Origin of the sequence: Limnohabitans sp. 103DPR2, from assembly GCF_001412575.1 — a bacterium.
Classification (GTDB): domain Bacteria; phylum Pseudomonadota; class Gammaproteobacteria; order Burkholderiales; family Burkholderiaceae_C; genus Limnohabitans_A.
The window spans coordinates 1262638-1277021 of record NZ_CP011834.1 but is presented as its reverse complement, the minus strand read 5'-3'; the positions used below and the strand labels follow the sequence as shown (position 1 = coordinate 1277021).

Annotated in this window: 12 protein-coding genes; 9 read left to right on the top strand and 3 right to left on the bottom strand. The window is 53.0% G+C overall.

Features of this window, described 5'->3' with window-relative positions; translation table 11 throughout:
* Positions 1-9: 9 nt before the first annotated feature.
* Positions 10-1128 carry an ornithine cyclodeaminase gene (locus tag L103DPR2_RS06300; protein ID WP_055360251.1) on the bottom strand — a complete coding sequence of 373 codons (1119 nt, stop codon included), beginning with the start codon at positions 1126-1128 and terminating at the stop codon, positions 10-12.
* Positions 1129-1280: 152 nt separating this feature from the next.
* Between L103DPR2_RS06300 and L103DPR2_RS06295 the strand changes: the two genes are divergently transcribed.
* Entirely contained in the window at positions 1281-1700 is a 420-nt protein-coding gene (locus L103DPR2_RS06295) for an Lrp/AsnC family transcriptional regulator (protein ID WP_055360250.1), read from the top strand.
* A 9-nt stretch (positions 1701-1709) separates the two neighbouring features.
* Here the strand turns inward: L103DPR2_RS06295 and L103DPR2_RS06290 are convergent, their stop codons facing one another.
* The gene (locus tag L103DPR2_RS06290) at positions 1710-5354 is read right to left on the bottom strand and encodes a hydantoinase B/oxoprolinase family protein (protein ID WP_055360249.1); all 3645 of its coding nucleotides are present in this window, start codon (positions 5352-5354) and stop codon (positions 1710-1712) included.
* A gap of 198 nt (positions 5355-5552) precedes the next feature.
* Here L103DPR2_RS06290 and L103DPR2_RS06285 point away from each other — a divergent pair, with 198 nt between their 5' ends.
* From L103DPR2_RS06285 to L103DPR2_RS06275, 3 genes are read left to right on the top strand one after another with little or no spacing between them, the layout of a single operon-like run.
* Positions 5553-6536 (top strand): TRAP transporter substrate-binding protein, encoded by a 984-nt coding sequence (locus L103DPR2_RS06285; RefSeq protein WP_055360248.1) that lies wholly within the window; start codon positions 5553-5555, stop codon positions 6534-6536.
* Between the two features lie 6 nt (positions 6537-6542).
* Positions 6543-7052 (top strand): TRAP transporter small permease, encoded by a 510-nt coding sequence (locus L103DPR2_RS06280; protein WP_055360247.1) that lies wholly within the window; start codon positions 6543-6545, stop codon positions 7050-7052.
* 2 nt (positions 7053-7054) lie between these two features.
* A complete protein-coding gene (locus tag L103DPR2_RS06275; protein ID WP_055360246.1) occupies positions 7055-8356 on the top strand; it encodes a TRAP transporter large permease in 1302 nt (433 codons plus the stop codon).
* Here L103DPR2_RS06275 and L103DPR2_RS06270 read toward each other — a convergent pair.
* A complete protein-coding gene (locus L103DPR2_RS06270; protein ID WP_055360245.1) occupies positions 8325-9047 on the bottom strand; it encodes a hypothetical protein in 723 nt (240 codons plus the stop codon). The two genes, L103DPR2_RS06275 and L103DPR2_RS06270, sit on opposite strands and share 32 nt — an antisense overlap.
* Before the next feature lie 91 nt (positions 9048-9138).
* Between L103DPR2_RS06270 and L103DPR2_RS06265 the strand changes: the two genes are divergently transcribed.
* From L103DPR2_RS06265 to L103DPR2_RS06245, 5 genes are all read left to right on the top strand, one after another.
* Complete coding sequence (locus L103DPR2_RS06265; RefSeq protein WP_055360244.1) at positions 9139-10080, top strand: recombination-associated protein RdgC; 942 nt, start codon at positions 9139-9141, stop codon at positions 10078-10080.
* Positions 10081-10129: 49 nt separating this feature from the next.
* Entirely contained in the window at positions 10130-10528 is a 399-nt protein-coding gene (gene crcB, locus L103DPR2_RS06260; RefSeq protein ID WP_055360243.1) for a fluoride efflux transporter CrcB, read from the top strand.
* A 52-nt stretch (positions 10529-10580) separates the two neighbouring features.
* A complete protein-coding gene (locus L103DPR2_RS06255) occupies positions 10581-11558 on the top strand; it encodes a TAXI family TRAP transporter solute-binding subunit (protein WP_055360242.1) in 978 nt (325 codons plus the stop codon).
* An 83-nt stretch (positions 11559-11641) separates the two neighbouring features.
* Positions 11642-13828: a TRAP transporter permease gene (locus L103DPR2_RS06250; RefSeq protein ID WP_055360241.1), complete on the top strand. Its 2187-nt coding sequence runs from the start codon at positions 11642-11644 to the stop codon at positions 13826-13828.
* Between the two features lie 86 nt (positions 13829-13914).
* Entirely contained in the window at positions 13915-14382 is a 468-nt protein-coding gene (locus L103DPR2_RS06245; RefSeq protein ID WP_055360240.1) for a (2Fe-2S)-binding protein, read from the top strand.
* The last annotated feature ends 2 nt before the right edge of the window (positions 14383-14384 follow it).

The window sequence follows — 14384 nt, the reverse complement described above, 5'->3', positions numbered from 1 at the left end:
GGCTCTGAATTAAGCAGCGCAGATGCGTTCACTTCTTTCGATCACAGAAGAAAGGCCTGTTTTTAGCAGGGTACCGAATAAATTTTTGGGATCCTTCATCTGCGGCATCAATGACAAGCGCTCACCCAAGCCCAATGCGCATGCTGACTCATACATGAATCGCAGGGCAGCAAAATCTTCTAATGCAAAACCAACCGAATCAAATACCGTGATCTGTTGCAAGTGCTCTCGTCCTGGCTGATGTCCCTTTAGCACTTGCCACAGTTCTGTCACTTCAAAGTCATCTGGCATTTGCTGTATATCACCCTCCACTCGCGACTGTGGGATGTATTCCACAAACACTTTACTGGCAGCCAACACACCGGCCGACAATTCGGTTTTGCCAGGACAATCACCCCCCACGCCATTGATGTGCATGCCGGGCTCGATCAAATCAGCTGTAATGATGGTGGCACAAGATTTATCTGCAGTCACCGTGGTCACGATGTCTGCGCCTTTGACAGCCTGCGCAATGCTGTCGCATATTTGCAAGTTCAAGCCACTGCCACTTAAGTTGGCCATGAGTTTGGCGCTGGCCTTCGGATCGAGATCATACAAACGCACAGTCTCAATGCCTAGCAGGTGTTGAAAGGCCAACGCTTGAAATTCACTTTGCGCGCCATTGCCAATCAAAGCCATCACACGACTGCCGGGTCTGGCCAATACTTTGGCCGCCAATGCCGAAGTGGCGGCCGTTCGCAGGGCCGTGGTGAGTGTCAACTCGCTCAAAAACAAAGGTGTACCTGTCGCCACATCCGCCATCACGCCAAAGGCCATCACGGTAGGCAAGCCCATCGCCGTGTTTTTGGGATGACCGTTGACGTACTTAAAACTGTAGGTGGTGTCATCAGCAATGGGCATCAACTCAATGACGCCGTCGGTGGAATGATTGGCAACACGCGCAGATTTATCAAAATCCTCCCAACGCAAAAAGTCTGCCTTGATGAAATTGGCAATGCCTGACAGGCAAGCTTTCAAGCCAATGCTTTGCACCAATTCAACCGCGGCAGGTGCACTCAAATAAAGCGGGCTCAGAGTTGTGGCCTGTTTGGGAAAAGCCTTGCGTGGCTGAGAGGAAGAAAAATTCATAAGGAAACTCAAGATCTATCAAAACGAGAAGAGCAGAGTTTGCATAAGAAGTGAATCAATTGAAATGGTCAAAAATGTATTTTTTTGATCATTTATTTACCAAAATGACACAATAAAGTATCATTTCGGCAAATTAGGACGAATGATTTCAAATGGACGATATTGACCAAAAACTCATCGGCTTGCTACGACAAGATGCCCGGATGAGCATCGCTGACTTGGCTCACAAGTTGAAGGTGTCGCGCGGCACCATCAACAATCGCTTGCGAAAACTGGAAGACTCACAAGTGATCGTGGGCTACACCATCAAGCTAAGACCCGACACTGAACCCGAAACCATCAGGGCTTGGATGGGCGTATTGGTAGAAGGCAACACCACGCGTCAGGTCATCGCCAGTTTGCTGGGAGAGCCCAGCGTCTGCGCGCTTCACGATACCAATGGCCGCTGGGACCTCCTGGCGGAAATAGAGGCCCCCTCCATGAAGGCCTTATCTAACGCGCTAGAAAGAATCCGTTTGATCAGCGGTATTCGATCGACAGAAACAAACATCCACCTAGCTTCTTACCGCTAGGTGGATCTCTCACTTTCTGACTTCAGCGCCGTACCCACCGCCACCAGGCGTGTGAATTTCAAACACATCGCCCGGTGCCATTTCCACTTGGCCAATGTGTTTCAACACTTCTGTACGACCATCAGCACGCTGCACTTGGTTGATACCTGGTGCACCTGCTTTGCCACCGGCCATGCCAAATGCGGGATGCACGCGGCCATTGGACAAAATGCTGGCCGTCATGGGCTCTAAGAATCGGATGCGCCTGACACCACCCATGCCCCCCTGCCATTTGCCGTGCCCGCCCGAACCTTGGCGCATGGCGTAGCTCTCCAACCGCACTGGGAAGCGAAACTCCAATATTTCAGGATCGGTCAGGCGTGAGTTGGTCATATGCGTCTGGACCACCGAAGTGCCATTGAAGCCTGAAGTGATCTGCCCTTGCTCGTCCACCATCACACCTGCACCACTGCCACCCGAGATGGTTTCGTAGTACTGGTACTTGGCATTGCCAAAGGTGAAGTTGTTCATGGTGGGTTGACTACCCGCCATCACACCCAAAGCGCCAAACAAGGCATTGGTGATGCAGCTCGATGTTTCCACATTGCCCGCCACCACAGAAGCTGGAAAATTGGGATTGAGCATACAGCCCTCGGGGATGATCACGTTCAAAGGTTTCAAACACCCCGCATTCAGCGGAATGTCGTCGTTGACCAAACTTCTGAACACATACAACACCGCCGCCATGCACACCGCTGTGGGCGCATTGAAGTTGTTGGTCTGCTGCGCACTGGTACCTGTGAAATCAATTTCTGCGCTGCGGTTTTTGGCATCCACGCGAACGGCCACTTGAATTTGCGCGCCATTGTCGAGGGGCAAGGTGAAGGCGCCATCTTTCAAGCGTGTGATCACGCGGCGCACCGATTCTTCAGCGTTGTCTTGCACATGGCGCATGTAGGCCTGAACCACATCCAAGCCAAACTCAGCCACCATTTTGTGCAACTCTTGTACTCCCTTTTCGTTGGCGGCCAATTGAGCGCGCAAATCGGCCATGTTTTGTTGCGGATTGCGACTGGGGTATTGACCACTGGCCAACAAGTCCAACATGCCCTGCTCCTGCAAAACGCCTTCAGACACCAACTTGAAGTTGTTAATTTGCACACCTTCTTCTTGAATGGTGGTGGAGAAAGGTGGCATCGAGCCCGGTGTGGTGCCGCCTATGTCAGCATGGTGACCACGCGAGCCTACATAAAACTCTGGCTGCGTTGCACCTTCTAAAAATACGGGCGTGATGACCGTCACATCCGGCAAGTGCGTGCCGCCGTGATACGGGTCATTGAGCACAAACACATCCCCGCGGTGCATCTTGCCTGCGTTTTCACGGATGACGGTTTTGATGCTTTCTCCCATGCTGCCCAAGTGCACGGGCATGTGAGGCGCATTGGCTATCAAGTGGCCTTGGGCATTGAACAAAGCGCATGAAAAATCAAGACGCTCTTTGATGTTCACCGAATAAGCGGTGTTTTGCAATTGCAAACCCATTTGCTCGGCAATGTTCATGAACAGGTTGTTGAACACTTCCAACAACACTGGATCGACCGTGGTGCCAGCTGCATGTTTGGTTTGACGCACTTCCACACGGTTCAGCAACAGATGGTCCAGCGCAGTTACTTGCGCTTGCCAGCCAGGCTCGACCACTGTGGTGGCGTTTTTCTCTGCAATGATGGCGGGTCCTGCAATCACATCACCGATACGCAAGTCTTCGCGCACAAACAAGCCGGCATCCCACCAGCGCGATTCACCATCGGAGCCTGCAGCGTACATGCGCACGGTAGCGCGTTTGGGGACATCCCGCACAGGGTTCACCGATCGTGGCACTTCAACCGCAGCGTCTCCTTTGATCAAAGCCTCGACTGAAACGGCTTCCACCATGAGGGCCTTGCCCGTCATTAAAAATGCAAAGCGTTGACGGTAAGCCTGCTCGAATCGCGCGGTTATTTCTTCCAAGCTGCCCATGCTGACCACCAGGGCGGAATCACTGCCTTCGTACCGCACATGCACGCGCTGGTGCAATTCAATGGCATCGCCCAAGGCTTGCTGAGACAAAGCAGCGCGCGCTGCATCGCCCAAACTTTGAAGAGGCGCCAACAAAGCTGGCATGGCCTCTGGCGTCAGCCGCAACTCTACCGCTTGTTCCCGAATCAAACTCTGATCGGCCAAGCCCATGCCATACGCAGACAACACCCCCGCCAAGGGGTGCACATAGACTTGTTTCATGCCCAGTGCATCGGCCACCATACAAGCGTGCTGCCCACCAGCGCCCCCAAAACATTGCAAGGTGTAGCGCGTGACGTCGTAGCCGCGCGCCACTGAGATTTTCTTGATGGCGTTCGCCATCTGCTGCACTGCAATCCGCAGAAAACCATCGGCAATGGCTTCGGCGGGTCGGTTCATTTGCTGAGACAAAACATCAAAACGTTCTGCGACAGCCTGCTTGTCTAAACGCTGATTGCCCTCAGGACCAAACACAGCGGGGAAGAAGTCGGGCTGCACTTTGCCCACCAACACGTTGGCATCTGTGACCGCCAAAGGGCCACCACGTCTGTAACTGGCCGGCCCTGGATTGGCACCAGCGCTTTGCGGACCCACGCGCAAACGCGCGCCATCAAATTGCAACAAAGAACCACCGCCGGCCGCCACGGTGTGAATGCTCATCATGGGCGCACGCATGCGAATGCCTGCCACTTGCGTTTCAAACTCGCGCTCAAACTGACCTGCATAGTGCGACACATCCGTAGACGTGCCGCCCATGTCAAAGCCAATCACTTTGTCGTGACCCGCGCCTTCGGCGGTGCGCGCCATGCCCACAATGCCCCCAGCAGGACCACTCAAAATGGCATCCTTGCCCGCAAAGGCGTGCGCGTCTGTCAGACCACCGGATGACTGCATGAACATCAGCTTGACGCCTGGCATTTCACTCGCCACTTGGTCGACATAGCGGCGCAAGATGGGTGATAAATAGGCATCGACAACGGTGGTGTCACCGCGGCTGACAAACTTCATCAAGGGACTGGTTTGATGGGAGGTGCTGATTTGCGTGAAGCCAATTTCACGCGCCAACTGCGCAGCCAAAACTTCGTGTTGCGAATAACGATAAGCGTGCATGAAAACAATGGCCACGCTGCGAATGCCAGCATCAAATTGAGTTTGCAATTGCGCGCGCAATGCATCGACATGCAGCGCTTCAATCACTTCACCTTGCGCCGACATGCGCTCTTGCGCTTCAATCACCTCGCTGTAGAGCAATTCAGGCAAGACGATATTGCGGTCAAACAAGCGCGGACGGTTTTGATAAGCAATTCGCAAAGCGTCACGGAAACCTTGCGTGGTCACCAACAAGGTGCGCTCACCTTTTCGCTCTAACAGTGCATTGGTGGCCACTGTGGTGCCCATCTTGACGCAACTCACCAAATTGGGGCTTACTGGCTCGTTCGATTTCAACCCTAACAAATGGCGAATACCCGCCACCGCTGCGTCTTTGTACTGATCAGGATTTTCAGACAACAGTTTGTGAGTGACCAACTGACCATCAGGCTGTTTGCCCACGATGTCTGTGAATGTGCCCCCTCTGTCAATCCAGAATTGCCACAACGGACTGGACGGTAAGCTCGACATTGATTTTCCTTAAAATGACAGCGCAATTCAGCCCTGTTGAGGGCTGTTTTCAATTGATATTGAACGAGATGTTAAACCTTTCAGACTCATCTTCGTGATGAACATCGCGTTTCTACCAAGCCGGGCCTGTATTTTGCATTTGCAGTCAGTGCTATTCTTGCAATGCTTTCTGATTTTTTTTCATTCAATGGAGCACCTATGAAAAGACGTTTAATTTCCAAAGCCCTGATCACCACTGTGTTGGCCATGGGTGGCATTGCATCCGTCCAAGCCCAGACTAAGTGGGACTTGCCGGCAGCCTACCCCGCCAACAACTTTCACACCGAAAATTTGGTGCAATTTGCCAACGATGTTGAAAAAGCTTCTGGCGGCAAATTGAAGATTACCGTGCATGCCAATGCGTCATTGTTCAAAGCGCCTGAAATCAAGCGTGCTGTGCAAGGTGGTCAAGCACAAATTGGTGAAATCTTGTTGGCCAACTTCCAAAATGAATGGCAATTGTTTGGCGCCGATGGACTGCCCTTCTTGGCTGACAGCTATGAAGAATCTTTCAAACTCTACAAAGCTCAACGTCCTTTCTTGGAAAAGAAACTGGCTGAGCAAGGCATGATCTTGTTGTATGCAGTGGCATGGCCACCACAAGGCATCTATGTGAAGAAGCCCATCAACTCGGCCGCAGATTTGAAGGGTGTGAAATGGCGCGCTTACAGCCCATCCACAGCCCGCATAGCCGAATTGGTTGGCGCTCAGCCTGTCACTGTGCAAGCAGCCGAGCTCTCGCAAGCTATGGCAACAGGTGTGATTGAAAGCTACATGTCTTCAGGCTCAACTGGCTACGACACCAAAACTTACGAGCACATCAAGTACTGGTACGACACACAAGCTTGGCTGCCCAAAAATGCGGTCATCATGAACAAAGCCGCATTTGATGCCCTCGACGCCGGGACCAAACAAGCCGTTTTAAAAGCAGGCGCTGATGCAGACGCACGCGGCTGGAAAGTATCTCAAGCCAAGAACGGTGAATACATTGACTTGCTCAAAAAGAACGGCATGAACATCGTCACACCATCTGCACAGCTCAAAGCCGACATGAAAAAAGTAGGCGATGTGATGTTGAAGGAATGGCTTGAAAAAGCGGGTCCTGAGGGCAAAGCTTTGGTCGATGCCTACAACAAGCTTTGATTCACAATGCGCAGTTTGTTAAACCGCATTTATGACAGCGCCGCCGCTTTGGCGGCGCTTTTCATGTGCGCCATGCTCGCGATGGTTTTGATGTCCATCATTGGCCGTGAATTTAACTTTCACATCAGAGGCACAGATGCTTATGCGGGCTATTGCATGGCCGCCAGTGGCTTCTTGGCTTTGGCGCACACCTTGAAAAAAGGCGAGCACATTCGTGTCACGGTACTCATCAGCCGATTCAAAGGCGGCTGGCTCAAAGGCATTGAATTGTGGGCATTGGGCATGGCCACTTTTTTAGCCTGCCTCATGGCGTACTACAGCATTCGTTTGTCTTGGCAGTCATACACCTTCCACGACATTTCCACCAGCAATGATGCAACGCCCTTGTGGATTCCACAAATTTCCATGGCACTTGGTACCGTGGTTTTGGCGATCGCTTTCATCGACGAATTGATTTTGGAAATTCTGGGCAAACGAGTTGCCTTGAATTCAGATGAAGCGTTACACAACGAGTAACTATGAATGATTTACTGATCACAGCGCTGCTGGTTGCAACGCTGTTTCTCATTTTGGGCAGTGGCGTCTGGATTGGCTTGTCCTTGTCAGGCGTGGCTTGGGTGGGCATGCAATTGTTCAGCAGCCGTCCTGCTGGCGACGCCATGGCCGTCACCATCTGGGGATCCTCTTCCAGCTGGACCCTCACAGCATTGCCTTTGTTCATTTGGATGGGAGAAATTCTTTTTAGAACGCGACTCAGTCAAGACATGTTCAAAGGCTTGGCACCCTGGCTCCAAGCTTTACCGGGTCGCCTCTTGCACACCAATGTGGCGGGATGCACCATTTTTGCAGCGGTATCGGGTTCTTCGGCGGCCACTTGCGCCACCATTGGCAAGATGACTTTGCCTGAGCTGTCAAAAAGAGGTTATCCAGACAACATGGTCATTGGCACCTTGGCAGGCGCTGGAACTTTGGGACTGCTGATTCCGCCATCCATCATCATGATCGTTTACGGCGTAACGGCAGACGTTTCCATCGCCAAATTGTTCATTGCCGGCATTTTGCCTGGCCTGATGTTGGCTTGTTTGTTTTCGGGTTACATCATTTACTGGGCATTGCGACATCCAGAACAGGTTCCTGCCAACGATCGTCAATACACCTTCATGGAAAAGATTCGCGAATCGGGCAGCCTGATTCCTGTCGTGTTGTTGATTGCTGCTGTGCTTGGTTCTATTTACGCTGGCATTGCCACTGCCACTGAAGCAGCAGCAGTTGGCGTTGTAGGTGCCATGCTTTTGTCTTCAGCTCAAGGGTCCTTGAATCGGGCAAGCTTCAAAGAAGCTCTGATGGGTGCAACACGGCTTTACTGCATGATTGCCCTGATCTTGGCTGGGGCCTCGTTCTTGACGCTGTCCATGGGTTATATCGGTTTGCCGCGGCACTTGGCAGAATGGATTGCCACTTTGGGTCTGAGCCAATTTGAATTGATTCTGGCGCTGACCGTTTTTTACGTGGTCTTGGGATGCTTCTTAGATGGCATCTCGATGGTGGTCCTCACCATGGGCGTCATCATGCCCACCGTGCAAAAAGCCGGTATCGACCCCTTGTGGTTTGGCATCTTCATTGTGCTGGTGGTTGAAATGGCTCAAATTACCCCACCTGTGGGTTTTAATTTGTTTGTGTTGCAAGGCATGACCGGCAAAGACTTGCTGTGGATTGCCAAAGCCACACTGCCCATGTTCTTCTTGATGGTGTTGGCCGTTTTGTTAATTTACTTCTTCCCTGGCATCGTTACTTGGATGCCTCAGCAGATGAAGTTGTAAGCAGTTGATACAGGCTGTGCAGTTGCCAGCCTGTAGCCACTTGTATGGCCCCCGCATAAGGCGGCATGTTGGTGCACTCCAAAACCACATGCTTCACTTCGGGGGCTTTTTGCTTCAAACGCAATGCTGCTGACACCACACTTTTCTGAGCAGCTGCAACATCCATTTCCAATTGGTTTCCCATAATAGCCAAGGCAAAAGCTTCGTTTTTTTGAACACCCTGCACGCGCAACCGAGACAAGTCTTTGACTGCGACACCTGCTGCCAGAAAATGTGCAGCCCCCAAAGCTTCATCGTCCATCGTTAAGACACCCACCGTGTCATGCACTGCCAACAATTGTGGCAAACACAACAAACTAGAACTGATCACAGGCACTGGCAATGTTGCTTGCAATTCGTTTTGCAGCAAGACCAAAAAGCCGCAACTGGTGGTTATGCCTTCAGCGCCCTGCGCGATCAATTGTCGACTGGCATTGACAAAGGCTGGCAGCACCAAGTGCTGCTTCAGACTATCGGCGCTGCGCACAATTTCTTGGGGAAACATGCCGGGCACTTTTTGATACATCAAGTCAAATGGCCAGCCTTCAGGGCAGCCAATATCGCCCAGCAAACGCGGAAATTGCGTGTCCAACATCAACACACCCCAGCGTTTGCGTGCCATTAAGTTGGGTAACAAAGAATTTCTGACCATGAGACGAAGTGTGGCTGATTTTGATTCAAAATTAACACCCTATGATGTCGATTAATTTGACCTCAAGTCAAAGAATACCCAAAGGAATTTCGTGTTTAAAAATGTAATGGCCTATCGAATTGGGCCAAATTGGGTGGCGACAGTTCCCGAGATTGAAACAGCACTGGCTGCCAATCGTTTTGTAGAGTGCTCCCCCGGTCAAGACAAATCGGTCGGCTGGACCGAACCACGCGGCGTCGCCCATGGTCCCTTGCTAGAGTCCGTAGGCGGTCAATGGATTGCCAAATTGTTGATCGAGACCAAGGCCGTCCCCTCTTCCGTCGTCAAGCGAAAAGCCGAGTTGCAGGCCAAAGACATTGAGGAGAAAACCGGCCGCAAGCCCGGAAAAAAAGAGCAACGCGAAATGCGCGAAGACATTTTGCACAGCCTGTTGCCCCAAGCCTTTGCCAAGCAAGGTGCCGTCATGGTGTGGATCAACCCCAAAGACCGCTTGTTGGCCATCGATGCTGGCAGCACCAGCAAGGCCGACGAGGTCATCACCCAATTGGTGCGCGCGTTGCCAGGGCTCGACCTCAACTTGCTGCAAACGGCCATGTCGCCCCAAACCGGCATGGCCGCTTGGTTGTTGGCCACCGACCCGCACGAGCTGCCACCTGCTTTAAGTGTTGAAAAAGAATGCGTCCTCAAATCGGGCGCGGAAGACCAACCCATGGTCAAGTACACCCGCCACGTGCTCAACACCGACGAAGTGCGCAAGCATGTGCGCGATGGCAAGCTGCCAACGCAGCTGGGCCTCAGCTGGGAAGGCAAAGCCAGCTTTGTGCTCACCGACAATTTGCAGTTCAAAAAAGTCAGCTTTCTAGACGGCACAGAGCCTGAAGCCATTGGCACCGAAGGCGATGACAAGTTCGATGCCGATGTGGTTCTGAGCACCGGCATGTTAGGCCCACTCATCAAAGACGTGGTCACCGCCTTAGGCGGCGAGAATGTGTTTGCAGAAGCCGCCTCTTCAGAGGAAGGCCCGCCCTTTTAAGCCTCATGCTGCTGTCGCCCATTTGATTTAATTCACAAGGATCACTGCCATGTTTGCCGTCATTGCCATTTGCTTCGGTGCTTGCCTGGGCGCTTTGGCGCGCTGGCAATTGGGGTTGTGGCTCAACCCCAGCACATCAGATGATGGTTTATTGCCATGGGGCACCTTGGCCGCCAACTTGATCGGCGGCTACCTCATTGGATTGTGCGTGGGTATTTTTCAAAACATGCCCCAACTGGCACCCGAGTGGCGCTTGTTGTGCGTCACGGGCTTTTTAGGCGCACTGACCACCTTTTCCACGTTTTCCGCTGAAGTGGTGGGCATGTTGCAACAGGGTCGACTGGCCCTGGCCCTGTTTACGGCAGGCATTCATTTGCTGGGCTCCCTGGTTTTGACTTATTTTGGGCTTTACACTGTCAAATTAATCGGTATTAGTCCTATGCCCTAAATCTGGGGAATGAGGTCTACTGCAACATTGTTTGGTTTTACTTGGAGCACCTATGACCCTGAATCACATTGCACGTCGCCTAGCCCTTGGTGTGGCTGTGGCACTCCCCTTGGCTTTGACCGTGAGCACCAGCGCACAAGCACAAGCTTTCTTCCGCATTGGCACAGGCGGTACAGCAGGCACTTACTACCCCGTGGGCGGCATGATTGCCAACGCGGTGTCTGTACCAGGCAAACTGATTGCCACTGCACAGGCCACCAATGGCTCTGTGGCCAACGTCAATGGCGTGGCCAGTGGCGCCATGGAATCAGGTTTCTCTCAGTCTGACGTGGCCACTTGGGCCCAAAAAGGCACGGGCATCTACGAAGGCAAGCCCAATATTCCAGATTTGCGCCTCATCGCCAACCTCTACCCTGAAACCATTCACGTGGTGGTCAAAAAATCTTCTGGCATCAAAAGCATTGCTGAACTCAAAGGCAAGCGCGTTGCCTTGGACGAGCCAGGCTCTGGCACGCTGGTCAATGCCCGTTTGATCTTGGCCGCCTACAACATCAAAGAATCCGAAATCAAGCCCGAGTACATCAAGCCCAACCAAGCGGCTGACAAAATGAAAGACGGCGCTTTGGATGCCTTCTTCTTCGTGGGCGGTGCACCGGCTGGCGCCATTGCCGAATTGGCTTCTAGTGGCGGCGGCATTGCCTTGTTGCCCATTGATGGCGCTCAAGCGCAAGCCTTGCGCAGCACCAGCTCCTTCTTTGCCAACGACAGTGTGCCTGCTGCCACCTACAAAGATGTTGACGCTGTGAACACATTGTCTGTGGGCGCCCAGTGGGTGACCAGCGCCAAAGCTGACACAGAAACCATCTACCAAATCACCAAAGCTTTGTACAGCGAGTCCACCCAAAAAGCATTGGCCGCTGGCCACGCCAAGGGCAAGCTGATCACCTTGAAAAATGCTGTGCAAGGTGCTGGCATTCCTTTCCACCCCGGTGCAGAAAAGTTCTACCGCGAAGCGGGTGTCTTGAAATAATTTAACGTTTCGTTAAATGCCAACGGGCGGGTTAACTTCAGGTTAACTCGCCCGTTACTACTTGAAGTTTCCAGAGTATTCACATGACCGCTGCCACCCTGCTCCCCGACGATCAAAAACTACAAGAACTCGAAGAACAGTTTGATCCCGAGATGCGCTTTCGGCCCACCTTGCCGCCTGCCACGCAAATCGTCAAATGGCTCTTGATTGCCCTGTCGTGCTTTCACTACTACACCGCAGGCTTTGGCTTGCTGCAAGAAATCACGCACCGCGGTGTGCACTTGGCCTTTGTGTTAGGCATGATTTTTTTGGTCTTTGCATTCAGTAGCGCCTCTGCCAATCGCGATCTCAAAAGTTCGTTTTTAAATCCAGGTGGTGTGCCGCTGGTGGACTGGCTGTTGGCAGGTGCTTGCGCATTGAGCGTTTTGTACATCCCCTATGTCTTTGATGACCTGATGTTCCGCGTGGGCAACCCCAGCAACATGGACGTCATCATGGGCAGCATTCTGTTCATCACCTTGCTGGAAGCCACACGGCGCTCCATGGGCTGGCCTTTGCCACTGATCGCGATTGGCTTCACGGCTTATGCATTGCTTGGCCCCTACTTCCCCGGTTTGCTCAAACATGCTGGCGCCAATTGGTCCATGATGATCAATCACCAGTACCTCACCAGCCAAGGCATTTACGGCGTGGCGGTGGGCGTGGTGGCCACTTATGTTTTTCACTTTGTGTTGTTTGGCGTCATGGCCACACGCATTGGCTTGGGTCAATTGTTCTTAGACGTTGCCTCTAGCATTGCCGGACGTTATGCCGGTGGCCCTGCCAAGGTCAGCGTATTTGGCTCGGCCCTGTTTGGCATGTTGAGTGGCTCCTCCGTGGCCAATGCCGTCACGGTGGGCTCGCTCACCATTCCCGCCATGATTCGTGTGGGCTACAAAAAGCACTTTGCGGCAGCGGTTGAAGCCGCCTCCTCCACAGGCGGACAAATTACACCGCCCGTGCTGGGTGCTGCAGCGTTCTTGATGATCGAATTCTTGAACGTGCCCTACCAAACCATCATTGCCGCATCGGTGGTGCCTGCGTTCATGCACTTCTTTGGCGTGTTCATGCAAGTGCACTTTGAAGCCAAGCGATATGGCCTGCGCGGACTCACAGAAGAAGAAATGCCACGTTTGGCCGAGTCACTCAAAATGCGTTGGCCCACCCTCATTCCTTTGGGCTTGCTGATCAGCATTCTGGTTTCAGGTCGCACGCCTTATTTGGCGGCATTTGTAGGCATCAGTTCATGTGCCATTGTGGGCATGTCTACCAAAACCAGTGGCAACCAACTCAAGAACTGGGGCCTCTTGGTGGTCATGCACGCCATCTTGATGACCATCGCGTTCTCCGATTTCGGAAATGACAATAGCACCATCAAATTGGTCTTGTTCGCATTGGCCTTGATCGTCGGCGCTGCTGCCTACATCTGGGCGGGTGTGCGCGGTCGCATTGAACCGCATGTCTTGATTGAAGCGCTTGAAACTGGCGCCAAGTACGCCTTGGCTGTGGGCGCTGCGGCGGCCACCGTGGGCATCGTGATTGGTGTGGTCACGCTCACTGGCGTGGGCTTCAAGATCAGCTACATCATCACGCAAGCAGCGCAAACCATTTCTGCATTCATGAGCGGCTGGATCCCTGCAGATTGGGCGTCCTTGAACACACTCACCTTGCTTGCAGCCCTCACCATGACCGGTCTGGTTTGCATCTTGATGGGCTGCGGTGTGCCCACCACAGCCACCTACATCATCATGGTCACCGTGGCTGCCCCCACCTTGGTGGGCTTGGGTGTAGAGCCCTTGGTTGCGCACTTCTTTGTGTTCTATTACGGCGTGTTAGCCGATATCACGCCTCCGGTAGCTCTTGCCGCTTACGCCGCCGCAGGCATGGCTGGCAGTGACCCTTTCAAGACCGGCAACACGGCCTTCCGCTTGGGCCTGGCCAAAGCATTGGTTCCTTTTGTCTTTGTCTTCTCGCCCTCTTTGCTTTTGGTGGCCAAAGGGTTTACTTGGGAAAGCTTCATCATTACCTTTAGCGGCTGCGTTTTTGGCATCACCCTCATGGCAGCTGCTTTGAGCAAGTTCCTCTTGGTAGAAATGAAACGCTGGGAACAGCTCACTTGCTTGTTTGCCGCCTTGCTGATGATTGCACCTAGCCTGACGGCCAGTTTGGTCGGCGTGGCCATGGTCATTCCCATGGTGGTCAGTCAGTGGCGAAGGTCTAAGCTGGCCTAATGCGTTGAAAATTGGGGAAAGCCCTTACCGAACATTTGCTTGCTGCGTGATCTACTGGAGGACGAATTCAATCCGAGGAGTTACGCATGCAGGTTCAAATGAAGGTCAACGGCAAATCAGTGTCCGTTGATGCCGCCCCCAACACATTGCTCGTTCAAGCCTTGCGCGAGCACCTCAAACTCACTGGCACCCACGTGGGTTGCGATACCGCCCAATGCGGCGCTTGTACTGTTCATGTGAACGGCCGTGCAGTGAAGTCATGCAACATGCTCACCGCACAGGCGCAAGGCGCCGAAGTCACCACCATTGAAGGCATGGCCCAAGCCGACGGCACCATGCACCCCATGCAAGCGGCATTCAAAGAATGTCACGGCTTGCAGTGCGGCTTCTGCACCCCCGGCATGGTCATGAGCGCGGTCGACATCGCCAAGCGCCACCCCAATGCCAGCGAAACCGAAATTCGCGAATTGCTCGAGGGCAACCTGTGCCGTTGCACCGGTTACCAAAACATCGTCAAGGCCGTGCAGCAAGGTTCTGCTGCCATGAAAGCTTAAGG